The sequence below is a fragment of the Saccharothrix carnea genome (genome assembly GCF_003014735.1).
GTDB classification, from domain to species: Bacteria; Actinomycetota; Actinomycetes; order Mycobacteriales; family Pseudonocardiaceae; genus Actinosynnema; species Actinosynnema carneum.
The window spans coordinates 168,742-193,395 of the sequence record NZ_PYAX01000011.1 but is presented as its reverse complement, the minus strand read 5'-3'; the positions used below and the strand labels follow the sequence as shown (position 1 = coordinate 193,395).

Sequence of the window (24,654 nt, the reverse complement as noted above, 5' to 3'; positions counted from 1 at the left end):
CGCCGGAGATCGAGCCGAGAACTTCTGCTCCTCGCGGAGCAACCTGCGGTGGTCATCGCGCGACTTAGTCAGTGGGGGTTCCCGCGGGGTTGTGGAAGGGGTTGCTGGTCGGTGTTCGCCGCGCGCGCGACAGGTCTGGTCAAGTTGGTGGGGTTGTGCCTGATGGCGGGCGTGCTCGTCGCGGCGGTGCTGTTCCCGGTGGTGGGCGGCCTCGGGCTGGCGTCCAACCGGGCCGCGGACACCGTGGACCAGACCTCCGGTGAGCTGACCAAGGCCGAGCTGCCCCTCGTGACGACGGTGCTGGACATGCACGGCCAGCCGATCGCGTACCTCTACGACCAGTACCGGGTGCCGGTGCCGTCCGAGGGCATCGCGGACACCATGAAGGCCGCGATCATCGCGATCGAGGACAAGCGGTTCTTCGAGCACAAGGGCGTCGACTGGCAGGGCATCGCCCGTGCCGCCGCCAAGGCGGGTGTCGACGGCGAGACCACCCAGGGCGCCTCGACCCTCACCCAGCAGTACGTGAAGAACTACCTCGCGTTCGTGGTCGGCAAGGGCTCGGAGGAGGCCTACGAGAAGGCCACCGAGGTGACGTTGGGCCGCAAGATCAGCGAGGCCCGCATCGCCACCCAGCTCGAGCAGAAGATGAGCAAGGACGAGATCCTCACCGCCTACCTCAACGTCGTCCCGTTCGGCAACGGCGCGTACGGCGTCGGCGCGGCGGCGCGCACCTACTTCGACACCACCCCGGACAAGCTGACCGTGCCGCAGGCCGCGATGCTCGCGGGCCTGGTCAACGAGCCGAGCCGGCTCAACCCGGGCTCCGACGTGGACGCCGCGATCAAGCGCCGCAACACCGTGATCGACCGGATGCGCGACAACGGCGCGTTCGGCCCGGACGCGAAGGTCGCCGAGGACAAGGCCGCCGAGTACAAGGCCACCGACATCGGCGTCGTGCCCGACCTGAAGCTGCTGCCCAACGGCTGCGTCGGCGCGGGCGACGGCCCGGTCTACGGCTTCTTCTGCCGCTACCTGATCGACTACCTGGAGAAGGCGGGCCTGCCGACCGAGGAACTGCTGCGCGGCGGCTACACGATCACCACGACGATGGACCCGGTCGCCACCCGCGCGGCGAAGGACGCCGCCATGGCGCAGGTGCCCAAGGCCCAGCCGGGCATCGCCAACGCGATGGCCGTGGTGCAGCCGGGCACGGACAAGCACCGGGTGCGCGCGCTGGCCGCCAACCGCGATTTCGGCAACAACGCCGACGCCGGGCAGAGCGCCTACTCCATCCCCGCCGAGGTGACCAAGTTCGGCGCGGGCTCGATCTACAAGGTGTTCACCGCCGCGTCGGCGCTGGAGCGCGGTGTCACGGGCATCGACAAGCAGATCGACGTGCCGAAGACCTACAACTCGCGGGTCTACAAGGACGGCAACAAGCCCTACACGGTCAAGAACGCGGGCGACTACCCGGAGAAGATGACGCTGACCGAGGCGCTGGCCCAGTCGCCGAACACCGCGTTCATCATCCTGGAGGAGCAGGCCGGGCTGAACAACGTGGTCGACATGGCCTACCGGCTGGGGCTGCGCGAGTCGATGCAGGGCGTGAACGGCGCGGGCGACCCGCTCAAGGCGGACGGCTCCAACGGCCCGTCCCAGGGTGACGTCTACAAGCGGGACAACAGCGGCTCGTTCACCCTCGGCGCGGGTCCGACCAGCGTGCTGGAGCTGGCGAACGTGGCGGCGACGATCGTGAGCGGCGGCAAGTGGTGCCCGCCGACGCCGGTGGAGAAGGTCGTGGACCGCAACGGCCAGCCGGTGCAGCTGAAGGAAGCGCCGTGCGACCAGGCCGTCGCGCCCGAGGTGGCGAACGCGCTGGCGGTCGGCATGAGCGCGGACACCAAGCCCCGCGGCACGGCCGCGGGCGCGGCGTCGAACGCGGGCTGGAACCGGCCGATGATCGGCAAGACCGGCACCACCGAGAACCACTGGTCGGTGGCGTTCATGGGTGCCACTCCGCTGTTCGCCGGGGCGGTCATGACGTTCACCGATGGGGTGGCTCCCCAGGTGATCTGCAACGGCACCCCGCCGAGGCTGTGCGGCCGCAACGACGCGGGCGGCGTTTTCGGTGGTCAGGTGGCTGCTCCGACGTGGTTCAACGCCATGCGGGTGATCCACGAGGGCCAGCCGCCCGCCGACCTGCCGCCGGTCGAGCCGCGCTACCGGTAGCCGACCTTCGTCACGGGTTACGTCACGCCCAAAGGTGCCTCTGACCTGGCCTTTTATAACGAGCTGATACGGAACCTGCGGGTACTCGAACACGCTGAGTGACGATCAGTGGGTTATCTCACCAAAAAGCACTAGTGGTTTCGCCAGGGCTTGCCCTTTCTTGTTACATCGGGTTACGGTCCCCGCCGCATGTCACGGTTCGGTCACCATAGGGACACGGCGTCGCTCCCCGAAAGCGCCGCCAGCCTGGATCCCCCGCCAGGTGTCCCTGTGGCCGGGCCGTGCTCCCCGATGCAGGAAGGCACTACCTTGGCACGGCACACGAAAGCCGGAGGTCGACGCGCGTTCACCGCGCCCCACACCTCGTCCGGCAAACGCTCCCACCGCGCGGAGTGCGATCGGAAGCCCGTGAGCGGCCGGGTCGCGGCGGTCGTCGTCGCGGCAGGCGCCCTCGCCACCGGCGTGGGCGCCACCGGCGGCCTCGACACCGGCGACGCCCGGTTCCTCCCGGTCGGCGCGAGTTCCGACCTGGCGGCTGCCCTGGTGCACACCTCCGCGCCCCGCGAGGCCGAGGTCCGCACCGTGCACGCCGTCGAGCCCGCGTTCGAAGCGGCGAAGCTGATGCGCTCCGAAGGGCTCTTCGTCCGGCAGCACGTCGACCAGGCGATCCGCCGCGCGTCCGACGGCTACGCCGCGCGGCAGGCCGAGCTGAAGCGGCAGCAGGAAGCCGCCGCGGCGGAGCAGGCCCGCATCGACGCCGAGAACGCCCGGATCGCCGACGAGCAGGCCCGGATCGCCGAGCAGCAGGCCGCCGAGCGGGCCGCCGCCGAGGCCGCGAGCCGGCCGAAGGTCGCCAAGCCGGCCGAGGGCTCGTTCACGTCGGGCTTCGGCGCCCGCTGGGGCACCACCCACTACGGCGTGGACATCGCCAACTCCATCGGCACCCCGATCCTGTCCGCCATGGACGGCGTCGTGGTCGAGTCGGGCCCGGCGTCCGGCTTCGGCCTGTGGGTGCGCGTGCAGCACGACGACGGCACGATCACCATCTACGGCCACATCAACGAGAGCCTGGTGTCGGCGGGTCAGCGGGTCAACGCGGGCCAGCAGATCGCCACCATGGGCAACCGCGGCCAGTCCACCGGCCCGCACCTGCACTTCGAGGTGTGGGTCAACGGCTCGCAGAAGATCGACCCGGTCGGCTGGCTGGGCGAGCGCGGCATCTCCCTGTAGAGACTTCGCGTACCGCGGCAAGCGCTGAAGCTCTGAAGCACGCGCGAACCCCGCGCCCAAGGCCACGCACGACGGCTTGTCGGCGCGTACCACGTTCTGCCCCGCCGGGCGCACTCCGGCGGGGCAGAACGGCGTACAGGGGCGGGTACGCGCATCCCTTGGTTACCCGGCCCCAGGGCGGGTGACACGTGGCCTGCGCCACTCCCCGATGTGGGCATACCGACTGGTCGGTACCTGAGGTACGGTGGCGGCCGGACACCTTCAGGGAGGCGATCGTGGGTCGTTGGGGAATCACGCTGCCGCTGACCGGCGTGCCGGTGCTCGACCACCGCGCGCTGGTGGCCGAACTGACCGACCTCGGCTACACCGACGTCTGGTCGGCCGAGACCGCGGGCACCGACGCCTTCACGCCGCTGGCGCTTGCCGCGCAGTGGTCGGACCGCGTCCGGCTCGGTACCGCCATCGCCCCCGTCTACACGCGCGGACCGGCGACGCTGGCGATGACCGCGGCGACCCTGGCCGAGGTGTCCGGTGGGCGGTTCGTGCTGGGCATCGGGTCGTCCTCGCCTGCGATCGTCGAACGCTGGAACGGCGTGCCGTTCCGCGACCCGTTCCAGCGCACGCGGGACACGCTGCGGTTCCTCAAGGCGGCGTTGGCGGGCGAGAAGGTGTCCGAGGAGTACGAGACGTTCGCCGTGCGCGGCTTCAAGCTGGAGCGCGCGCCCGAGCACCGGGTGCCGATCATGCTGGCCGCGTTGCGCCCGGGGATGCTGCGGCTGGCCGGCCGGGAGGCGGACGGCGCGATCACCAACTGGCTCGGCGCCGACGACGTGCCGAAGGTGCGTGCCGAGATGGACGGCGGCGAGCTGGCCGCCCGGATCTTCGTGTGCCCGACCGAGGACGCCGCCGCGGCCCGCGCGCTGGGCCGCATGCTGATCAGCACGTACCTCACCGTGCCCGCGTACGCGGCGTTCCACGACTGGCTCGGCCGCGGCGAGGCGTTGCGCCCGATGCACGAGGCGTGGGCGTCCGGTGACCGGCGCGGCGCCGGCGCGCTCATCCCGGACGAGGTGGTGGACCAGCTGATCGTGCACGGCAGCGTGGACGAGTGCCGCGCGCACGTGGCGAAGTACGCCGCCAACGGCGTCGACACGCCCGTCATCGCCCTGCTGCCCACCGGCGCGGACCAGCTCGACCTGGTGCGCGCCCTGGCGCCAGGCGCCTGACCGTGGCGCGGCGCACCGGGGCGACGCCCGAGCGGATCGTGGGCGCGGCCGTGCGGTTGTTCGCCGCGAAGGGGTTCGACGCGACGACGGTGCAGGAGGTCGTCGAGGCGGCCTCGGTCACCAAGGGCGCGCTCTACCACTACTTCGGGTCCAAGGACGACCTGCTGTTCGAGATCTACCGGTCGCTCATCGGGCGGCAGATGGCCGACCTCGACCGGATCGTGGCGGCCCGGCTGGACGCGGCCACCACGGTCCGGCGGATCCTGGTCAGCCTGGTCGAGACGACGGCCGCCAGCGTGGACGAGACCGCGGTGTTCGTGCGCGAGATGCACCGGCTGGACGCCGAGCGGATGGCCACCTTCCGGTCCGAGCGGCGGCGCTACCACGAGACGTTCCGGTCCGTGGTCGAGCAGGCGCAGCAGGCAGGCGAGTTCGGCTCCGCCGTGCCCGCCGACACGGCGGTGCTGATCGCGCTGGGCGTGGTCAACCAGCTGCCGACCTGGTACCGGCCGGAGGGCCCCAAGTCGCCCACGCAGCTCGGCGAGGAGATCGCCGACTTCGTCCTCGCCGGGCTGCGGCCCTGCTGAACGCCGTCAGGCCGTGCGGCCGGCCCGTTCGCGCAGCACGGCCAGCGCCTTGTCGGCGTGCGCGTTCATGGCGAACTCGGATCTGATGACTTCGATCACGGTCCGGTCGGTGTCGATGACGAACGTGTGCCGCTTCACCGGCAGCGGCCCGAAGCGCCGCTTCACGCCGAACCGCGCGGCCACCTCGCCGTCGCCGTCGGACAGCAGCGGGTAGTCGAAGCGGTGCGTCGCGGCGAACTCGTGCTGCCGCTGCACGGAGTCCGGGCTGATGCCCACCCGCTGCGCCCCGACCTCGGCGAACTCGGCCGCGAGGTCGCGGAAGTGGCAGCTCTCCGCGGTGCACCCGGCGGTCATCGCGGCGGGGTAGAAGAACAGCACCACGGGGCCGCCGGAGAGCAGCCCGGACAGCGTGCGCGGCACGCCGTCCTGGTCGGCCAGCGTGAAGTCGGGTGCCTGGTCGCCTGCCTTCATGGCGGTCCTCTCGCAGGGTGTCGATCACGTACCGCAGGGTGCTCGGGGCAAGGCAACCGTACGGTTCTCGCTAACCTCGTACCAGGCCGGGAGGTGTGAGTTGACGAGCATGTCCGACGTCGCGCGGGCCGCCGGGGTGTCCGCGGCGACGGTGTCGCGGGCGCTGCGCGGCGAGCCCGGCGTGTCCGAGGCGACCCGCCGGTACGTGACCGAGGTCGCCAAGCGGATGCGGTACGCGATCGCGCGGGACGCGTCCAGCCTCGCCGGCGGCCGGCGGTACGCGGTCGCCGTGCTGACCGCCGACGTGGGCCGGGGCGACCTGCTCGCGGGCGCGGAGGGCGCGTTGCGGCAGGCCGGGTACGACGTGCTGCTCTACGTGCTGCGCGACGCCGACGCGCGCAAGCGGTTCTTCGAAGAGCTGCCGCTGGCCAGGCGGGTCGACGGGGTGCTCGCGCTCGCGGTCAACCTCACCGACGCCGAGGACGCCGCGCTGGCGGGCCTGGACGTGCCCGTGGTCGCGGTGTGGGACGGCGACCTGCGCGAGGCGCTGCGGCTGGCGGCCGGCCACCTCACGGGGCTGCGCCACCAAGACGTGGCGCTGGTGCTGGCCGGCGACATCGACGAGTCCTACGACGAGGTGCTGGTCGCCGAGGGGCTCGCGGTCCGTCCGGAGTGGACGCTGTGGTCGTCGTCGACGGTGGCGGGCGGCGAGCAGGTGGTGGACGCGCTGCTCGACGGCGAGCGGCTGCCGACCGCGGTGATCAGCACGAGCGGCGAGGTGGCGCTGGGCGTGTTCCTGCGGCTGCGCCGCGACGGCCGCGAGGTGCCCGGCGACGTGTCGATCGTCAGCCTCGAGGGCACCGACCTGGCCCGCGCCGTGGGCATGACCGCGGTGGAGGGCGCCTGGCGGGAACGCGGCGAGCACGCCGTGGACGTGCTGCTGGCCCGGCTGCGCGGCGAGGAGGACGACACCGAGCCGCCGTCCGTGCAGCTGGTGGTGCGCGAGTCGACCGGGCCCGCAGGTTCTTGACGCCGCGAGGTTTGAACTCACTCTGCTGGGTTATTAACCACGGGCAACGTCCTGCAACCTTTGGGTGACCAGTTGTCACCAGCCTGGATTCCGATCGACGGGGAAGGCGAAGCTGTCCGACGTGGACGACGAGCTCGCGGCACTGGCCGAGGCCCACGGCGTGGCCACCCACTACGAGGACGCCACCCAGCGCCGAGCCGACGTCGACCCCGATGTGGTGGTCGCGGTGCTCGCGCAGCTGGACGTGGACGCCTCGACGCCGGAGGCGGTCCGGCGCGCGCTCGCCGCGCCGAAAGTACCGCCGCGCACGGTCGTCCTGCGTGAGGGCGACGTGCTGGAGGAGACCGGCACGGTCGAGCTGGAGGACGGCGGCCGGGTCGAGCTGCCCGCCGCGCTGCCGCTGGGCTACCACCGGCTCGGTGCGCGGACCGTGATCGTCGCGCCGCGCAAGCTGGCACCCGTCCCCCGGTCGTGGGGGTGGATGCTCCAGCTCTACGCGATGCGCTCCTCCGAGTCGTGGGGCATGGGCGACTACGCCGACCTCGCCACGCTGGCCCGGCGCAGCGCGGCCGAACTCGGCGCGGGCGTGCTGCTGGTCAACCCCGTGCAGGCGATCAGCCCCACCCTGCCGGTGGAGCGCTCGCCGTACTCGCCGTCGAGCCGCCGCTTCGCCAACCCGCTCTACCTGCGGATCTCCGACATCCCCGCCTACCGCGCCGCCGACGACGCCACCCGTGCCGAGATCGACGCGCTGCGCCCGCCAGCCGACACCGACCTGATCGACTACGACGCGGTGTGGACAGCCAAGGCGAAGGCGCTCGAACTGCTCTGGCGGCACGAGGAGCACCGCGCGCCCGAAGGCGACCTGCTCGACTTCGCCCGGTTCTGCGCGCTGGCCGAGGTGCACGGCCCGGACTGGCGCGAGTGGCCACCCGGGCAGCGCGACCCGGCCACCGCCACCCCCGATCCCGAACGGGTGGCGTTCCACGCGTGGCTGCAGGAGCTGTGCGAGCAGCAGTTGGCCGCCGCGCGCCGGGCCGCGCGAGACGCGGGCATGCCGGTCGGGGTCGTGCACGACCTGCCGGTGGGCGTCAACCCCGGCGGCGCGGACACGTGGGCGGTTCGCGACGCGTTCGCCGCGGACGTCACGGTCGGCGCGCCACCAGACGCGTTCAGCCGCCTCGGCCAGGACTGGGGCCTGCCGCCGTGGCGACCCGACCGGCTCGCCGAGCAGGGCTACGAGCCGTTCCGGGCGGTGGTGCGCAGCGTGCTGCGGCACGCGGACGGCATCCGCATCGACCACGTCGCGGGCCTGTGGCGGCTGTGGTGGATCCCGCCGGGCGAGCCGCCCAAGCGCGGCACCTACGTGCACTACGACCCGGACGCGATGCTGGCCGTGCTGACGCTGGAGGCGCACCGGGCCGGCGCGGTCGTCGTCGGCGAGGACCTCGGCACGATCGAGCCGAAGGTCACCGAGGCGTTGCACGAGCACGGCGTGCTCAGCTCGGCGGTGCTGTGGTTCCAACGCGAGTACGACCTGCCCGACCACCCGCTCGTGCCGCCGGAGAAGTGGACCGCGTCGGCCATGGCGAGCATCTCCACCCACGACCTGCCCACGGTGGCCGGGTTCCTGGCCGCCGAACACGTTCGGGTGCGAGCCGAACTGGGGCAGTTTGAGGGACCGGTGGACGGGGAATACCGGGCAGCCGAGCGTGAGCGCGGGGAGTTGCTCGAACTCCTCAAGCAGGAAGGTGTACCTGCCGATGACCTGGTCACCGCGTTCCACGCCCTGCTCGCGAAAGCCCGTTCCGTGCTCGTGCTGACCTCGCCGCAGGATGCGCTGGGCGAGACCCGCCAGCCCAACCTGCCCGGCACCACCGACCAGTACCCGAACTGGCGCATCCCGTTGCCCGTGGCGCTCGACGAGATGTTCGTGGATGCGCGCGTGCGGCGGGTGGCCGCGGTGCTGGCCGGCGATCGCACGCCCGGAGTCGACGGGAGCGGTTCGTGATGAAGCGAAACCCCCACGTCACAGCGCGCGGCTCGGCCGCGGAGTATCGTCAACCAGTCACCCGCGCCAAGGTTGGAGGTGGCAGTCACCCGTGAACACCGACTTGGTGTCCCGTACCGGGCTGGTGCCCGAACAGATGATTCCCCAGAGCAGCAGCACCCCTTCGAACGCTCTGGAGTCGACCGTCGAGAAGGTCCTGGTGGCCGTCCGACCGACGAACCTGGCCGATCCGCTCGCCGGGGCCCGCGATGCCGAAGAGTCCCTCCGGGACGCCCTGCGGCGCACCGACGTGGGTTCGGACGGAGCGCTCGCCCAGGCGGTGGCCTGCGCCGAGGCCGCCTGCGAGCACCTGCGCTACTGCGAGTGGCAGGAGGCGAGGTTGCTCCTGGTCGCCGCGCGCGGCCAGCTCGTCAGGTCACACGCAGGCAGGTCCTGACCCAGCACGGTCAAGGGGTCGAATCGTTCCCGCTCGTCCGGAGGAAAACCCTGTGCGGCCCTGGCCCGGTACCCCCTACCCGCTCGGTGCCACCTACGACGGCGTAGGCACCAACTTCACCCTCTTCTCGGAAGTCGCCGACTACGTCGAGCTGTGCCTGTTCGACGCTGACGGGACCGAGACGCGCGTGCGGCTGCCGGAGGTGGACGGCTTCGTCCACCACGGCTACCTGCTCGGCGTCGGTCCCGGCCAGAAATACGGCTACCGCGTGCACGGGCCCCACGACCCGGAGCGCGGCCTGCGGTGCAACCCGAACAAGCTGCTGATCGACCCGTACGCGAAGGCGATCGCGGGCGACGTCGACTGGCACGAGTCCCTGTTCGGCTACGAGTTCGGCGATCCCGACGCCCGCAACGACCAGGACTCGGCGGGCCACGTGCCGCTGTCGATCGTGGTCAACCCGTTCTTCGACTGGTCCAACGACCGGCCGCCGAACATCCCGTACAACGAGTCGGTCATCTACGAGACCCACGTGCGCGGCCTGACCATGCAGCACCCGGAGGTGCCCCGCAGCCTGCGCGGCACGTACGCGGGCCTCGCGCACCCGGCGGTGATCGACCACCTCAAGGGCCTCGGCGTCACGGCGGTCGAGCTGATGCCGGTGCACCACTTCATCACCGATCACGGACTGCAGGACAAGGGCCTGCGCAACTACTGGGGCTACAACACGATCGGGTTCTTCGCGCCCCACGCCGGTTACACGGCGATGCCGGAGACGGCGAACCAGGTGCAGGAGTTCAAGGGCATGGTGCGCGCCCTGCACGAGGCGGGCATCGAGGTCATCCTCGACGTGGTCTACAACCACACCGCCGAGGGCAACCACCTCGGACCCACCCTGTCCATGCGCGGCATCGACAACCAGGCCTACTACCGGCTGGTGGACGACGAGCCGAAGTTCTACATGGACTACACCGGCACCGGGAACTCGCTGAACGTGCGCAGCCCGCACACGTTGCAGCTGATCATGGACTCGCTGCGGTACTGGGTGACCGAGATGCGGGTCGACGGGTTCCGGTTCGACCTGGCCGCGACCCTGGCCCGCGAGTTCTACGACGTGGACCGGCTGTCCACGTTCTTCGACCTGGTGCAGCAGGACCCGGTGGTGTCGCAGGTGAAGCTGATCGCCGAGCCGTGGGACGTCGGGCCGGGTGGCTACCAGGTGGGCAACTTCCCGCCGCTGTGGACCGAGTGGAACGGCAAGTACCGCGACACGGTGCGCGACTTCTGGCGCGGCGAGCCGGCCACGCTGGGCGAGTTCGCGTCCCGCATCACCGGGTCGTCCGACCTGTACCAGGACGACGGCCGCCGCCCGTACGCGTCGATCAACTTCGTCACCGCGCACGACGGGTTCACGCTCAACGACCTGGTGTCGTACAACGACAAGCACAACCAGGCCAACGGCGAGGACGGCCGTGACGGCGCCGACGACAACCGGTCGTGGAACTGCGGTGTCGAGGGGCCGACCGACGACCCCGAGGTCAACGACCTGCGGGCCAGGCAGCGGCGCAACCTGCTGGCCACCACGTTGCTGTCGCAGGGCGTGCCGATGCTGCTGCACGGCGACGAGCTCGGCCGGACCCAGCGGGGCAACAACAACGCCTACTGCCAGGACAACGAGCTGTCCTGGGTGGACTGGACGCTGGCGGAGAAGAACCGGGACCTGGTGGAGTTCACGTCGGCCCTGACCGCGTTCCGCAGGCAGCACCCCGTGCTGCGGCGGCGCCGGTTCTTCCAGGGCAAGCCCATCCGCAAGGGCGACGAACTCCGCGATATCGCCTGGTTCACACCTTCGGGTGAAGAGATGACGGAGCAGAACTGGGGCGACGACTTCGGCCGCTGCGTCGTGGTGTTCCTCAACGGCGAAGGCATACCCGACCTCGACCAGCGGGGGATGCGGGTGCTGGACGACTCGTTCCTGCTCGCGTTCAACGCGCACCACGAGGACATCGAGGTGACGCTGCCCGAGGAGGGCTACGGTTCCCAGTGGACGGTCGTCATCGACACCGCGACGGGCGAGGTGACGCCACTTCCCGAGCAGGGCGACGTCGTGGCGGCGGGCGGCACGCTCACGCTGGTGGCGCGGTCGCTGGTAGTGCTGCAGCGGCTGGAGCAGGAGTGACGGGCGCGCCCGGCCCGGCCGCCATCGGCCACGGCCCGACCCCGGAACCGCCCAGCTCGCCCGCGGAACCGCACGGCTCAACCCCGCAACCGCACGGCTCGACCCCGGAACCGCACGGCTCGACCCGGGAATTGTCGGACCCCGCCGGTAAAATCGAGACAGGGGACCCCCAGGGGGGACCCCTGCGAAGCGAACTGGTCGGCGGTGGGGTCGGTGGTGCACCTGCGTCGACCTACCGCATCCAGTTCACGCCCGACTTCACCTTCGCGCACGCCGAGGCGGTGGTCGACTACCTGGACGCGCTCGGTGTCGGCGCGTTGTACGCCTCACCGGTGTTGGAGGCGGTGCCCGGGTCGACCCACGGCTATGACGTGGTCGACCCGACGCGGGCACGGGAGGAGTTGGGTGGGGAGTCCGGGCGGCTGGCGTTGCACAAGGCGCTCAAGCGGGCGGGGCTCGGGTTGGTGCTCGACATCGTGCCCAACCACATGGCGGTCGGTCCGGACGACGTCAACCAGTGGTGGTGGGACGTCCTGCGGAACGGTCGGGAGTCGCGGTACGCCGGGTTCTTCGACATCGACTGGGACTCCGGGCCCCTGCTGCTGCCGTTCGCGGGTGACGAGGCGTCCGAGGAAGAGCACGAGCACTACCGGTTGGTGTTCTGGCGGCGCGGCAACACCGAGCTGAACTACCGGCGGTTCTTCGACATCACCACGTTGGCCGCGGTGCGGGTGGAAGACCCCGCGGTGTTCGACGCCACGCACGGCGAAGTGCTGCGGTGGGTGGCGTCGGGTGAGGTGACCGGGCTGAGGGTCGACCACCCGGACGGGCTGGCCGACCCCGGCGGGTACGTGCGGCGGCTCAAGCAGCGCTCGGGCGTGTGGCTGGTCGTGGAGAAGATCCTCGGCGCGGACGAGCGGCTGCCGGTGAGCTGGTCCGCCGAGGGCACCACGGGCTACGACGCGTTGCGCGAGGTCTGCGGCCTGTTCGTGGACCCGGCGGGCGAGGCGGCGTTCACCGCGCTGGCCGAGGAGTTCGCCGTGCCCGCGGACTTCGCCGCGGTCGAGCACGAGTGCCGCGACCTGGTGACCCGGACGATCCTGCGCGCCGAGGTGCGCCGGATCGCGGCCCTGGTGCGTGACGCGGACCAGGCCGAGGCCGAACGCGCGGTGGCCGAGGTCATGGTCCACTTCCCCGTCTACCGCTCCTACCTGCCCGAAGGGCTCGACGCGTGGGAAGCGGCGGTGACCGCGGCGGCGTCGCCGGCGGCAGCGGCGCTGGACCGGCAGGTGCGCGCCGAGCCGCAGGGCGAGCTGGCCACGCGGATCCAGCAGACGTCCGGCATGGTCGTCGCCAAGGGCACCGAGGACACCGCGTTCTACCGCTACACCCGGTTCGTGGCGCTCAACGAGGTCGGTGGCGCTCCGGACCGCTTCGGCGTGCCACCGACCGAGTTCCACGCCCGCGCGGCGATGCGGGAGGCCGGGTCACCGGCGTCGATGACGGCGCTGTCCACGCACGACACCAAGCGGTCAGAGGACGTGCGGGCCCGGCTCGCGGTGCTGGCGGAGCTGCCCGGCGAGTTCGCCGAGTGCGTGCGCCGGTGGACCGCCGCGCACCCGATCGACGAGCCGTCGCTGAACATGCTGGCGTGGCAGTCCCTGGTCGGCGCGTGGCCGATCACCGCCGACCGGATGCGCGCCTACCTGGACAAGGCGGCCAAGGAGTCGAAGGTCCGCACCACGTGGATCGACCACGACGAGGAGTTCGAGGCGGCCGTCGCGGCGTGGCCCGAGCAGGTGCTGGCCGGTCCGGTGGCGGCCGAGGTGGCGTCGTTCGTCGACCGGATCGTGGCGCCGGGCTGGTCCAACGCGCTGGGCCAGAAGCTGGTGCAGCTCTGCGCGCCCGGCGTGCCGGACGTCTACCAGGGCACCGAGCTGTGGGACCTGTCGCTGGTCGACCCGGACAACCGCCGACCCGTCGACTACGAGGTGCGGCGACGGCTGCTGGAACGCGTCCAGGACGGCTGGCTGCCGGACGTGGACGACTCGGGCGCGGCGAAGCTGCTGGTCGTGCAGCGCGCGCTGCGGTTGCGCCGGGAACGGCCCGAGCTGTTCCGCGGCTACCGGCCGCTGGAGGCGTCCGGCCGCACCGCGCGGCACGTCGTCGCGTTCGAGCGGACCGGTCTGGTGGCGGTGGCGACCCGGCTCCCGGTGGGGTTGGCGAACGCGGGCGGCTGGGGTGACGCGGTGCTGCCGCTGCCGCCGGGGGAGTGGACCGACGTGCTCACCTCCCGCCCGGCCTCACCGCTGCTGGCCGACCTGCTCGACCGCTACCCCGTGGCACTGCTGGTTCGAGGCGATCGGACGTCGGCTGAGCCGACGACAGGAGTCTGAGGAGATCCGTGGGTTTCTCGGTGTGGGCGCCGGCGCACGAGCGCGTCCGGGTTCGGGTCGACGGTCGCGACCACGCGATGACGGCCGGCGACGGCGGGTGGTGGCACTCGGACGCGACCGGGGCCGACTACGCGTTCCTGCTGGGCGACTCCGACGAGGCGCTGCCCGACCCGCGGTCGCGGTGGCAGCCGAACGGGGTGCACGCGGCGTCCCGGGTCTACGACCACTCGGCGTTCGGCTGGACCGACCAGGCGTGGACCGGGCGGGCGCTGCCCGGCGCGGTGGTCTACGAGCTGCACATCGGCACGTTCACGTCCGCCGGCACTTTCGACGGCGCGGTCGAGCGGCTGGACCACCTGGTCGACCTCGGCGTCACGCACGTCGAGGTGATGCCGGTGAACTCGTTCGACGGCACCGCGGGCTGGGGCTACGACGGCGTGCTGTGGGGCGCGGTGCACGAGCCGTACGGCGGGCCGGACGGGTTCAAGCGGTTCGTGGACGCCTGCCACGCGCGCGGGCTCGCCGTGCTGCTGGACGTGGTCTACAACCACCTCGGGCCGTCCGGCGCGTACCTCGACCGGTTCGGGCCGTACTTCGCGGGCAGCAACGACTGGGGACCCGGGCTCAACCTCGACGGCGAGGGCTCCGACGAGGTGCGCCGGTACGTGGTCGACAACGCGCTGGGCTGGCTGCGCGACTTCCACGTGGACGGGCTGCGCCTCGACGCCGTGCACGCCCTCGTGGACCGCAGCGCGCTGCACGTGCTCGAACAGCTCGCCGTCGAGGTGGAGGCCCTGTCGGCCGCCGTGCGCAGGCCGTTGACGTTGATCGCCGAGTCGGACCTGAACGATGCCAAGCTCGTCACCGCGCGGGAAGGCGGCGGCTACGGCCTGCACGCCCAGTGGGACGACGACCTGCACCACGCGCTGCACGTGGCGTTGAGCGGCGAGACGTTCGGCTACTACCCGGACTTCGAGGGTGCGCTGGGCCGGACGCTGCGCGAGGTGTTCCGCCACGCGGGCACGTGGTCGTCGTTCCGGGGCAGGCACCACGGCCGGCCGGTGGACCGCGACCGGCTGCCCGGCCACCGGTTCCTCGCCTACCTGCAGAACCACGACCAGGTCGGCAACCGCGCCACCGGCGACCGGCTGTCGGCGACCGTGTCGTGGCGGCGGCAGGCGGTCGGCGCGGCGATCGTGCTCTGCTCCCCGTACACGCCGATGATCTTCATGGGTGAGGAGTGGGCGGCGAGCACGCCGTGGCAGTTCTTCGCTTCGTTCCCGGACCCGGAGCTGGCCGAGGCGGTGCGCACGGGTCGGCGGCGCGAGTTCGGCAGGCACGGGTGGGGCGAGTCGGAGGTGCCGGACCCGATCGACCCGGAGACCGTGCGGCGGTCGACGTTGCGCTGGGACGAGGTGTCGTCGCCCGGCCACCGGGAGCTGTTCGAGCTCTACCGGGCGTTGATCGCGCTGCGCCGGTCACGCCCGGAACTGGCGGACCCGCGGCTGGACCGGTTCGTGGTGCGCGAGGAGGGGTCGGTGCTCGTGCTGCACCGGGGTTCGCTGCGGGTGGTGTGCAACCTCGGGGACGACACCGTGGTGCGGCTCGACGTCGAGGCGGGCGAGGTGCTGCTCGCGTCGGCGGAGGTGGAGGTGGGGACCGGGGCGGACGGGCAGGCGGTGGACGGGCAGGCGGTGCACCTGCCCGCCGACACCTTCGCGATCGTGGAGCGCGCGGCGGTCACGTCCCCTGGTCGGGGATGAGCCAACCGACCTCGGTGAGCTTCTCGGCCAGCAGCCGACCGGCCGACTCGACCTGGTCGGCCAGCCGTCTTCGCTCCTCCGGCCGGTCGTCACCGGAGTACTGCGCCGCGTCGTAGGCGGCGACGAGCCCGCGTGCGGCGTTCACCACCTCCACCCCGGGCCACGCGGCGACGGCGACCGGGCCGTCGTCGTCCGGTTCGGGGGAGGTGTGGACGGCGCGCACCGCCTGCCTCGGCCCGAGCTCGGCGGAGAGGTCGAGCAGCTTCAGCGCGATCGTGTGCAGCTTCACGTTGTGGTGCTGTGACATCCGCACGAGCAGCTGGAACCCCTCCTGGGGCGTGCAGCCCTGCACCGCCGATATCAGGCCGGTGGCCTGCCCGATCACGGTGCGCGTCTGCACCGCTTTGCGCAGTCCCACGATCTCGGCCTCAAGGCTGGCGATCCGCGCGGTCAGCGAATCGTGCCCGTTGTCCCCGACCACGGTCGGGCTCCTCTCTCGCACGTCGGTACCGGTCAGCCAGGCCAGCAGTGCGAGAGCGTCCGGACACGCGGGTGCCAGCACCGGCAAGCCCACAGCTCTCGCTGACCCTGGTGCCCTTGCGGGTGCCGGGTGGCTTGCGGCTGGCTTTTCAACCGCGTAGACGATCACCGTAGTAGAGGACGGGCGGTCCGGTGCAACTGGAGGGGTTTCAGCGCGCCGGGAGCACGCAGAACTCGTTGTCCGCCGGATCGGCGCACACCACCCAGGGCAGGGCCGGGTCGGCGTCGACCACGCGGGCGCCCAGGCCGATGAGCCGCTCGACCTCCGCGTCCCGGTCGCCGTCCGGCGCGAGGTCGAGGTGCAGCCGGTTCTTGGTCCGCTTCGGCTCGGCGACGGGTTGCAGCACGAGCGTCGGGCCGTCGCCCGCCAACTCGGTGTACTCCACCCCTTCGGGGTCCTTCCAGCGGCTTGCCACGTGGTGTCCGAGGGCCGCGCACCAGAACTCCGCAACGGTGCTGACCTGCTCGGATGGGCAGTCGATAGCAATGGCGACGATACGTGCGGTCATGTGGTCGTAGTTTCCCCGTTCGGGGGAGGGGTACCCGTTCGTCGACAGAGAAGAGCCGACGAGAGGACGGTCATGGGTACCGACGACAAGGTCAGCAACAAGGCCGAGGAACTCAAGGGCCGGGCCAAGGAAGCAATCGGTGACGCCACCGACAACGAGCAGTGGCAGGCCGAGGGCCGCGCCGAGCAGGCCAAGGGTTCGCTGAAGCAGGCGGGGGAGAAGGTCAAGGACGCCTTCCGTGGCGACGACCGCTAGCAGGACCTCCAGCGCCGCCGAGTTCGTGCCCAAAAGGGCCGAACTCGGCGGCGCTGCGCCGTGCCGCCGCCGAGTGCCGAGGCTGTGAGCTGTACAAACCGGCCACGCAGACGGTGCTCGGCGCGGAACCGGAGCACGCCCGGCTGATGCTCGTCGGCGAGCAGCCCGGCGACGTCGAGGACCGGCAGGGCGAGCCGTTCGTCGGTCCCGCCGGCCGACTGCTGGACAAGGCGTTGGACTGCCTGGGCCGACGGCGGCGAAGGCCGTGCTGGGCTCCGCGTTCAAGGTGAGCGAACGGCGTGGCCAGGCCGAGCGTGCCGAGGACCACGACGTCATCGCGACCGTGCACCCGTCGTCGGTCCTGCGCGCTCCCGACCGCGACGAGGCCTACCAGGGGTTCCTCGCCGACCTGCGGGTCGTGCGCGCCCACCTGGGGTGAACCTCGCCGGAACGTGAAACGGCCCCCTGACCGCTTCCCGCACCAGGTGCGGGCCGAGCTGGACTGGGCTCGGGGTCACGGGGGCCGGGTGGCTGCCTGGGATTCGCCCAGACCACCTGGGAAAGGTCGGTCCTAGCGGACAGCCACCTCACGACGAGTCCTATAGCTATTCAACTTCGGACCACCTCCTTCCTCGTGTACCGCGAACCTATGCGAGCTCCGCCGGCCCTCGCAACGGAAATTCCGGCCCGGTCCCGGGCGTGGTGACCCCGTACGCCCGGAGCGCAGGACGTCCGCCTTCCTTGTTAAGGTCGATCGCCGTCTGTCGCCAAGCGCTGTTCGGGCGGTCGCGTTCGGGCGTGCGGAGCACAGGAGGCACACGAGTGACGGCGAGTTCGCCACCGGGTCCCATGGCGGACCCGTTCGACTGCACGTCTTTCTCCCTGGCCGAACTGGGTGCCATGGCGACACCCGCGCTGGCCGAGGCGATCGAGTGGACCCTGGCGCTCGCCGCGCACCGCGAGCCGGGCGACCTGGTCCAGGAGCAGTTCTCGTTCCTCCGTCGCCACGATGGCTGACCTGGCGGGTCCGCACCTGTCCGCAGCCGAGTTCGACCTGATCTGCGCGGGTCCCGGCACACCGGCGGTCATGGGCGCGTTGCGCCGCGCCCAGTACGGCCGGCGGAGGCTGGGGATGCGGGCGTTGCTGGAGCTGGCTCGCCGCGACGCCGCTCACGCCGCCGGGACCGCCGACGCCGAGCGCGCATGGGCCGTGCTCGCCGAAGCCGAGCGCCTGGACCCCGTGGTGGTCGAGGACGTGCTCATGGCGCCCGGGGTCGGTCTGTGGCTGGCGCGGGCGTTGCGCCGGAACCCCGAGGGTGTCGAGCGGGCGACGGCGGCCTCGGGCGTCCTGCACGCGGTGGCCGCCGCTGTCGCGGTGCGGGCCGGGATCCCGGCGCGGCTGACCGTGCCGGTGACCGGGGGAGTGGCCACGCTGCCCACGGTCGGGCAGTTCGTGCTGTCCGAGTCGGTGGAGTCGGTGGAGCTGGTGTGCGGAGCGGGCCGACCGGTGTGCGTCAACGGCGGGGAACGCCTGTTCCGGCCGTTCCGTCGCCACCGCAGTGAGGCACGCGGCCTGTCCCTGGAGGTCGTGGTCGACGACCTGGACCCGAACCGCGGGTTCGCCGAACCGACACCGCCGAACCCGCTCGACCGCGCCGAGTACGAGCGGTGGTGCGCGCTGCTCGACGAAGCGTGGACGTTGCTGACCGAGTGGGACAGCGGGTACGCCACCGAGGTGTCGGCCGGGTTGACCAGCCTCGTGCCGCTGGACCCGGGCAGCGGTGTGGTGGGTGCGTCGTCCGCGATCGCGTTCGGCGCGGTGGCTCTGTCGGCTCGTGCTTCGGCCGCCGAGTTCGCCGAGACCCTGGTGCACGAACTGCAGCACTCCAAGCTCAACGCGGTGCTCGAACTGGTCCACCTGCACGACGACGGCACGGTGAAGCGGCACTACGCGCCCTGGCGGGACGACCCGAGGCCGTTGACCGGTGTGCTGCACGGGCTTTACGCGTTCATCAGCGTGGTCGAGTTCTGGCACGGTCGCGCGCCCGCGTCGTTCGCGCTCGCCCTGCGGGTGCGCCAGCTGCGCCTCGCCCTCGACAGCCTCGACACCTCCCGGTTGACCGCGGCGGGCAAGCTGCTGGTCGACGCGGTGTCGCGGCGGCTCGCGGTGTGCGAGCCGGCCGCGGCCGGCTCAGGTCACGCGCACCTGGTGGGAATGATCATCGCGGACCACCGGGCGACGTGGCGGATCCGGCACGTCGAGCCCCGCCCGGAGGACCTCGCGGCCCTCGCCGACGAATGGCTCGCGGGCCGCCCCCGGTCCCGTCGCGTGCGCGGCGACGTGGTGGCCGCCGGCGGCCGGGCCGACTCCCACCGGGCGGCGCTGCTGAGGGCGAAGGCACCGGATAGCGACGGTACTGCTCCCACCGCCAGCGACGACGCCGATGTCGCGCTGGCCGACGGCGACCTGTCGGCGGCGGCCTCCAAGTACCTCGACCGCGTGCAGCGGAACGCCGAGGACGGCGGTGCCTGGGTCGGCCTCGGGTTGGCGCTGTCGCTGCCGCCCCTGCTGCGCGAGCCGGAGGTGGTGCGCGGGCTCCACCGCGAGATCACCGCCCGCGGTGGCCAGGCCGCCGACCCGGTGAGCCTGGCGCGGTGGCTGGACGCCTGATCACAGCTCCATCGTGTCGATGTCGCAGTTCGCCCTGACGCGCCGGGCGGCTGATCGGGTAGCCGGGTGGTGGCCACCCAGCACCTCCCGCAGACCGGTGACGGCCTGGCGGTGCAGCGGGTCCGCTGCGGCGTGGTCGCCGAGGTCCGCCAGGTCGAGCGACAGGTTCAGCGCGACGGCCAGCGTCGAGGGGTGCCGTGGTCCGAGGGCCTGGCCGGAGCGCCGCAAGGTGTCCTCGTCCAGCTCCCGCGCCGCGGCGTGGTCGCCGAGCGCCGCCAGGTCACCGGCCAGGTTGGTGGCGCTCACCAGCGCGAACGGGTGATCGGCGCTGAACACCCGGCGCAGCGTGGCCGTCGCGTCGGTGTTCAGCCGCCGGGCCAGGTCCGGATCCCCGGACAGGCGGTGCGTCACCGCCAGGTTGGTCGCGGCGATCATCGTGAACGGGTGCTCGGCGCCGCTGGTCCGGCTGAACAGCCGGTGGCTGCGCTCGGCCAGGTCGCGTGCGGCGGGCAGGTCGTCCAGGTGGCGCAGGTCCACCGACAGCGTCATCAGGGACGTGATGGTGTCGAGGTGCGATTCGCCCTGTCGGCGGCGGTAGCGGGCCAGGCACTCCTCGGCGAGTTCGCGGGCGCCGACGTGGTCACCGGCCCGGCAGCGGGTGACGGCCAGGGCCCGTGCCGCGCCGATCGTGTACAGGTGGTCCTCGCCGAAGAGCTCCCGCTGGCGCAGCAAGGTGTCGTCCAACATGTCCCACGCTTCGCCGTAGTCGCCGCACTCCCGCAGGTCCACCGCCAACGCGTTGCGTGAGCGCAACGTCATCAGGTGGTCGGCACCCAGCACGTCGGTGAACCGGCGCACGGTGTCCTCGTCCAGCTCACGAGCTTGGGCGAACTGGCCCAGGCTGCGCAGCGACGCGGCGAGGTTGTTGGCGTAGCGCAAGGTCTCCGGGTCGTCCTCGCCGAGCATCCGACGCGCTTTCGCGTGCACCAGCCGCCGCAACCGCAGCTCCTCGACGAGGCTGCCTTCCCGGCGGCGGTCCGCGGCGACCGTGTCCAGCATGTTGAGGGTGTCCTCGTGGTCGTCGCCCACCTTCCGGCGCAGCGCGGCGTACGTCCTCACGTTGAGCGACCTGGCCTCGTGGATGCGTCCCAGCCGGCGCAGGCCCACGCCGTGCAAGCGAGCCATCTCCAACGTGCGCAAGTCGTCGTCCTCGGCCATGGCGCGCCAAGCGGCGACGCTCCGCTCGGCCATTTCCACGGCGCCGCTGAAGTCACCCACCTCCAGCATGTACCGGACCAGGTTGATGAGCAGCCGGCGGACCCACTTGTCCTGGCACTCGACGGCACCGGCCTGCACCGCGTGCGGCACCAGCTCGGCGTACCGCGGCCAGTCCGCGGCCTGGGACGGGTCTCCCGGGTCCCCGTTGACCAGCAACATGTGCACGGCGTGCCGCAGCTGATCGCGTTCCCGGGGACTGACGCGGCTGGACAACACCGCCTGCACCACGTGGTGCAACTGCATGGTGTGGTTGCGGTGGTCGATCCTGGCGAGGCTGTACCTGCTGATCTCCCGGATCGCGCGGTTGAACGCGACCGGGTCCTCCATGGCTTCCACGAGCTCCGGGGAGACCGGCGCGTCGCGGGCGCCGCGGAACAGTCGCTGCGGGATCGGCTCGGCGCCGAAGAACGCGCACACCTGGAGCAGGTGCAGCGCCGCGGGGTGGTCCTCGGCCAAGCGGCTGAGCGGGACGCGCCACGCCGCCGCGATCGGGAGCGCGGCGTCGTCGGGGAGGGCGGCGTCCCGCAGTTCGTCCCGGTTCTCGGCCAGCAGGTCCAGGTACTCCTCCACCGCCATGCCGGTCTGGGCCCGCCACGCGGCGGCCTGCTCGACCGCCAGCGGCAGGTCGTTGAGGGCTTCGGCCAGCGCGTCGGCTTCGTCGTCGTCGAGTTCGCCTGCCCGCCGGCGCAGGAGTTCGACGCTCTCCGCCCGGGTGAAGAGATCCACTTCCACCGGCCGGGCGATGCTCGCCCACACCGGGTTGCGCGACGTGACCAGGACGTCCCCATCGCCCGTGGGGAAGAACGGGCGCAGTTCGTCGGGGTGGTCGGCGTTGTCGAACACCAGCATCCACCGGGCGTGCGCCCCGCCGTCACGCAGCGCCTGCAACACACCGGAGACGGCGGTGTCGGTCGACCCCGCCGGCACGCCGAGCCGCTTGGCCAGCTCCACGAAGCTCGTCCGGACCTGCGCCGGGTGCTCGGCCGGTATCCACCACACCACCTGGTACTCCGACGCGTGCCGGTACACGTACTCCACGGCGGCCTGCGACTTGCCGACGCCGCCCATGCCGTGGAGCACGGCCGTACTCGGTTCGGCCAACCGCCGCCGGACCGCCGCCAGCAGTTCCTCGCGGCCCACGAAGTCCGGGTTGCGCAGCGGCATCGGCCCCCACACCTCCGGGCGGTGGTCGAGCGGCGTACGCCTGCGCCTGCCCGGTTCCGGTGAGGCCTCCTCGCGCGCGCCGAAACCCCTGGCCGCCAAGCGGTTCGCCCTCGCCAGGTACGGGCCGGACAGCGCGCGGAACACGGCTTCCTGCACCCGCAGGTACGGCGCGTTGCCGGGCGACAGCTCGGGGAGTTCGACGTCGTCCGGCGTGTCGACGGCGTCCGCGTAGTTGTGCAGGACCGTCACCTCGGGCGGAGCGTGGTCGGCGAGCAGGCGGACGACCCGGACGGTGTCGGCGCGCTGCAGGCCGGCCAGCAGTTCCTCGCGCACGCCGGGGTGGAAGTCGTACCGGACGGACGTCGGCCCGGCACCGCCGTCCTTCCGCACCAGAAGGCCGCCGAGCATCACCTCGGCCAGCGCGGACAAGCCGCTGCCGGGCAGCATCACGCGCTGCACCAGCTTCATCGACGACAGGTCCAGCGGTGCGGCGGCGAGCAGGCTCGCCAGGCGGAACGCGGTGATCGACGCGACCGTGCGGAAACCCAGCACCCGTTCCCGCGCGCCGACGTCCGGTGGCCGGGCCGGCTCCGGTGCGGTGTCGCGGTCGAACGGGCGGACGACGGTCGCCGTGGTGTCCACCCAACCCGAGCCCGGTTCGGTGACCAGCCGGGCCCACGGCGCCATCCACTCGGGCGACAGCGCGAGGACGGGAACCACCGTGCCGCCCGGCGGGGTGGCGAACGCCGGCTCGGCCGGGGTGGAGCGCAGGAGCCGGTTCGGCGCACCGGGGGACGGGGACGACAGCCGCACGCGCCGCGTGTCGAGCGCGCTCCACTGCCACAGGCGCTGATCGAGGGCGTGCACCACGGCCACGGGCATCACCCGTCCCCAGTGGTGCAGCACGTGACCGGCCGCGCCGCTCCGCCACGCGTCACCGATCCCGTCGGTGAACACCAGTACCAGGCGACGTCCGGTGGGGTCCGCCAGGCGATTCCACGGCACGGCCGCGGCAGTGGGCCCTTCCGGGCGCAGCCGGAGACCTTCCGGCGTGGCGGGGGAGAAGTCGAGCCCGTAGCGGCGCACGTCGCGGAACGCGCCCTGCCGGCGCAGCAGCTCGGCGAGCTCGCGCGCGGTGTGCTGCCAGATCGCCATGGACGGCGAACCGTCCACGACCAACGCCACGTCGAACGGGTGCCACGGCTCCGGGCGCCACTCGGGCAGCCACAGCCCGTCCTGCGCCGCGCGGACCGCCGTCGCCTCCTCGTCCAGCACCTCCCGCCACGGTGAGGGCGCGGTTCGTGCCAGCGGTCGCAGCGCGCGGGCGATCCGCGTCCGCTCCGGCAGGGCCGGGACGGCGGGCAGCAGGGCGGCGGAGGCGTCGATAGCGGCCCGGGCCCGGGAACTCCCGCGCTGCGCCGGTGCCCGGTCCGGTACCTCGACGGGCGGCACCTCGACCTCGCGGCTCGCGGACGGCGGGTCGGACGGCGGCCGCGGCGGGGAGTCGAGGTGGGCCGGCCGCGGTGGGTCGACGGCGGCCGGTGGGTCGTGGGCCGAGACCCCACGGCTCATCCGCGACGCGAGCCACAGCGCGTCCCGCACCTCGCGCACGGTGAGCCGGATCGCCGAGCCCCCGGTCAGCGGGTCGTCGGCGCTCATCCCGACTCGGCCGACAGCGGGTGCCAGATCGCCTCCAGCAGCTCGGGCAGGGCGCCATCGGGTCGGTAGTCGCCGGAAGTGGCCAGGCGCAGGGCCAGGTGGACGCTGTTGAGCAGCTGGTCCGCGGCCAGGCCGCCCACCTCGTCGCGGCGGCGCAGGAACTCCTCGATCAGCGCCGCCACGTCGACGCCGGTGGTGTCGTCGAAGTGCGCCGCGACCATCTGCCCGAGCCGCTCGGCGTCCGGTGGCTCGATGTGCAGGCGCAGGCAGCGGCGCAGGAACGCGGGCGGGAACTCGCGCTCGCCGTTGCTGGTGATCACGACGACCGGGAACTCGGCGCACCGGACCACGCCGTCGCGGATCGGGGCCGTGCCGCCGGTGTCCTCGGTCAGCACCCGCACCTCCGGCCGGCTACCGGCGATCCGCACCAGCTCCGGGATCGTGTACTCGCCCTCCTCGAACACGTTCAGCAGGTCGTTCGGCAGGTCGATGTCGCCCTTGTCCAGCTCGTCGATCAGCAGCACGCGCGGCAGCTCGTAGGGGAGCAGGGCGGTGCCCAGGGGGCCGAGGTGGATGTAGTTGCCGATGTCGTCGTCGCCCGTGGTCCCGCCGGCGGCGCGCACCCGGCCGATCGCGTCGTAGAAGTACAGGCCGTGCCCGAGCCGCGTGCGGCTCGTCACGGCCCAGCGCAGCACCGGGCCGAGGCCGAGCTCGCGGGCGATCAGGTAGGCCAGCGTGGACTTGCCCGTTCCGGGGTCGCCGGTGACCAGCAGCGGTCGGCGCAGGAGCAGCGCCGCGTTCACCATGGTCACCTCGCCGGGCGCGGGGACGCGTGGCGCGTCGGGCGACCGTCCCACCCGCCGGTCGCCCTCGCCGCCGTCGTCCGCGGGGCGGAACGTCGTGCCGACGCCCGGGAACCGCCGCCACGGTGGTGGCTCCGGCAACCCCGCGACCGGTTCGGCCGCCACCCCTCCCGTGCCGCGGTACACCTGCCAGTCGGTGCCGTCGAAGTCCACT

20 protein-coding genes are annotated in these 24,654 nt (G+C 72.3%); 15 read left to right on the top strand and 5 right to left on the bottom strand.

All coding sequences use genetic code 11. The features are described 5' to 3' along the window. Window positions 1-111: 111 nt before the first annotated feature. The 4 genes from B0I31_RS29655 (at window position 112) to B0I31_RS29640 (ending at window position 5,275) form a co-directional block, all read left to right on the top strand. A complete protein-coding gene (locus B0I31_RS29655; RefSeq protein WP_245950539.1) occupies window positions 112-2,232 on the top strand; it encodes a transglycosylase domain-containing protein in 2,121 nt (706 codons plus the stop codon). A 408-nt stretch (window positions 2,233-2,640) separates the two neighbouring features. Further along, window positions 2,641-3,462 (top strand): M23 family metallopeptidase, encoded by an 822-nt coding sequence (locus B0I31_RS29650; RefSeq protein WP_245950538.1) that lies wholly within the window; start codon window positions 2,641-2,643, stop codon window positions 3,460-3,462. A 275-nt stretch (window positions 3,463-3,737) separates the two neighbouring features. Beyond that, window positions 3,738-4,688: an LLM class F420-dependent oxidoreductase gene (locus B0I31_RS29645; protein ID WP_106618677.1), complete on the top strand. Its 951-nt coding sequence runs from the start codon at window positions 3,738-3,740 to the stop codon at window positions 4,686-4,688. 2 nt (window positions 4,689-4,690) lie between these two features. Then, entirely contained in the window at window positions 4,691-5,275 is a 585-nt protein-coding gene (locus B0I31_RS29640) for a TetR/AcrR family transcriptional regulator (protein WP_106618676.1), read from the top strand. A gap of 6 nt (window positions 5,276-5,281) precedes the next feature. On the opposite strand, the gene B0I31_RS29635 is transcribed toward B0I31_RS29640, so the two are convergent. Continuing rightward, a complete protein-coding gene (locus B0I31_RS29635; RefSeq protein ID WP_106618675.1) occupies window positions 5,282-5,746 on the bottom strand; it encodes a peroxiredoxin in 465 nt (154 codons plus the stop codon). 109 nt (window positions 5,747-5,855) lie between these two features. Between B0I31_RS29635 and B0I31_RS29630 the strand changes: the two genes are divergently transcribed. From B0I31_RS29630 to treZ, 6 genes are all read left to right on the top strand, one after another. Further along, the gene (locus B0I31_RS29630) at window positions 5,856-6,776 is read left to right on the top strand and encodes a LacI family DNA-binding transcriptional regulator (protein ID WP_106618674.1); all 921 of its coding nucleotides are present in this window, start codon (window positions 5,856-5,858) and stop codon (window positions 6,774-6,776) included. Window positions 6,777-6,897: 121 nt separating this feature from the next. Further along, window positions 6,898-8,787, top strand: coding sequence for a 4-alpha-glucanotransferase (gene malQ, locus B0I31_RS29625; protein ID WP_106618673.1), 1,890 nt, complete (start codon window positions 6,898-6,900; stop codon window positions 8,785-8,787). A gap of 91 nt (window positions 8,788-8,878) precedes the next feature. Further along, window positions 8,879-9,223 carry a hypothetical protein gene (locus B0I31_RS29620; protein ID WP_106618672.1) on the top strand — a complete coding sequence of 115 codons (345 nt, stop codon included), beginning with the start codon at window positions 8,879-8,881 and terminating at the stop codon, window positions 9,221-9,223. A 52-nt stretch (window positions 9,224-9,275) separates the two neighbouring features. Next, a complete protein-coding gene (gene glgX, locus B0I31_RS29615; protein ID WP_106618671.1) occupies window positions 9,276-11,402 on the top strand; it encodes a glycogen debranching protein GlgX in 2,127 nt (708 codons plus the stop codon). 182 nt (window positions 11,403-11,584) lie between these two features. Beyond that, complete coding sequence (gene treY / locus B0I31_RS29610; protein WP_425444419.1) at window positions 11,585-13,798, top strand: malto-oligosyltrehalose synthase; 2,214 nt, start codon at window positions 11,585-11,587, stop codon at window positions 13,796-13,798. Between the two features lie 8 nt (window positions 13,799-13,806). Beyond that, window positions 13,807-15,561: a malto-oligosyltrehalose trehalohydrolase gene (gene treZ / locus B0I31_RS29605; RefSeq protein WP_106618670.1), complete on the top strand. Its 1,755-nt coding sequence runs from the start codon at window positions 13,807-13,809 to the stop codon at window positions 15,559-15,561. Here the strand turns inward: treZ and B0I31_RS29600 are convergent. Together B0I31_RS29600 and B0I31_RS29595 are read right to left on the bottom strand one after the other, a co-directional pair. Next, complete coding sequence (locus B0I31_RS29600; protein ID WP_106618723.1) at window positions 15,539-16,042, bottom strand: ANTAR domain-containing protein; 504 nt, start codon at window positions 16,040-16,042, stop codon at window positions 15,539-15,541. The two genes, treZ and B0I31_RS29600, sit on opposite strands and share 23 nt — an antisense overlap. 208 nt (window positions 16,043-16,250) lie before the next feature. Further along, window positions 16,251-16,610 carry a VOC family protein gene (locus B0I31_RS29595; RefSeq protein ID WP_106618669.1) on the bottom strand — a complete coding sequence of 120 codons (360 nt, stop codon included), beginning with the start codon at window positions 16,608-16,610 and terminating at the stop codon, window positions 16,251-16,253. Between the two features lie 72 nt (window positions 16,611-16,682). Between B0I31_RS29595 and B0I31_RS29590 the strand changes: the two genes are divergently transcribed. From B0I31_RS29590 to B0I31_RS29580, 5 genes are all read left to right on the top strand, one after another. Then, the gene (locus tag B0I31_RS29590; protein WP_106618668.1) at window positions 16,683-16,865 is read left to right on the top strand and encodes a CsbD family protein; all 183 of its coding nucleotides are present in this window, start codon (window positions 16,683-16,685) and stop codon (window positions 16,863-16,865) included. Window positions 16,866-16,978: 113 nt separating this feature from the next. After that, window positions 16,979-17,155, top strand: coding sequence for a uracil-DNA glycosylase family protein (locus tag B0I31_RS43140; protein WP_425444416.1), 177 nt, complete (start codon window positions 16,979-16,981; stop codon window positions 17,153-17,155). Then, window positions 17,152-17,304 (top strand): uracil-DNA glycosylase family protein, encoded by a 153-nt coding sequence (locus B0I31_RS43135; protein ID WP_425444415.1) that lies wholly within the window; start codon window positions 17,152-17,154, stop codon window positions 17,302-17,304. Before B0I31_RS43140 ends, B0I31_RS43135 begins: the two co-directional genes overlap by 4 nt. A 383-nt stretch (window positions 17,305-17,687) precedes the next feature. Continuing rightward, on the top strand, window positions 17,688-17,882 hold the full coding sequence (locus tag B0I31_RS40130) for a hypothetical protein (protein WP_146173987.1): 195 nt from the start codon (window positions 17,688-17,690) through the stop codon (window positions 17,880-17,882). Continuing rightward, a complete protein-coding gene (locus B0I31_RS29580) occupies window positions 17,875-19,536 on the top strand; it encodes an aKG-HExxH-type peptide beta-hydroxylase (protein ID WP_106618667.1) in 1,662 nt (553 codons plus the stop codon). Before B0I31_RS40130 ends, B0I31_RS29580 begins: the two co-directional genes overlap by 8 nt. Here the strand turns inward: B0I31_RS29580 and fxsT are convergent, their stop codons facing one another. Beyond that, a complete protein-coding gene (fxsT, locus tag B0I31_RS29575) occupies window positions 19,537-23,637 on the bottom strand; it encodes an FxSxx-COOH system tetratricopeptide repeat protein (protein ID WP_106618666.1) in 4,101 nt (1,366 codons plus the stop codon). It lies immediately after the preceding gene. Then, a complete protein-coding gene (locus B0I31_RS29570; protein WP_245950537.1) occupies window positions 23,634-24,653 on the bottom strand; it encodes an AAA family ATPase in 1,020 nt (339 codons plus the stop codon). Before B0I31_RS29570 ends, fxsT begins: the two co-directional genes overlap by 4 nt. Between the last annotated feature and the right edge of the window lies 1 nt (window position 24,654).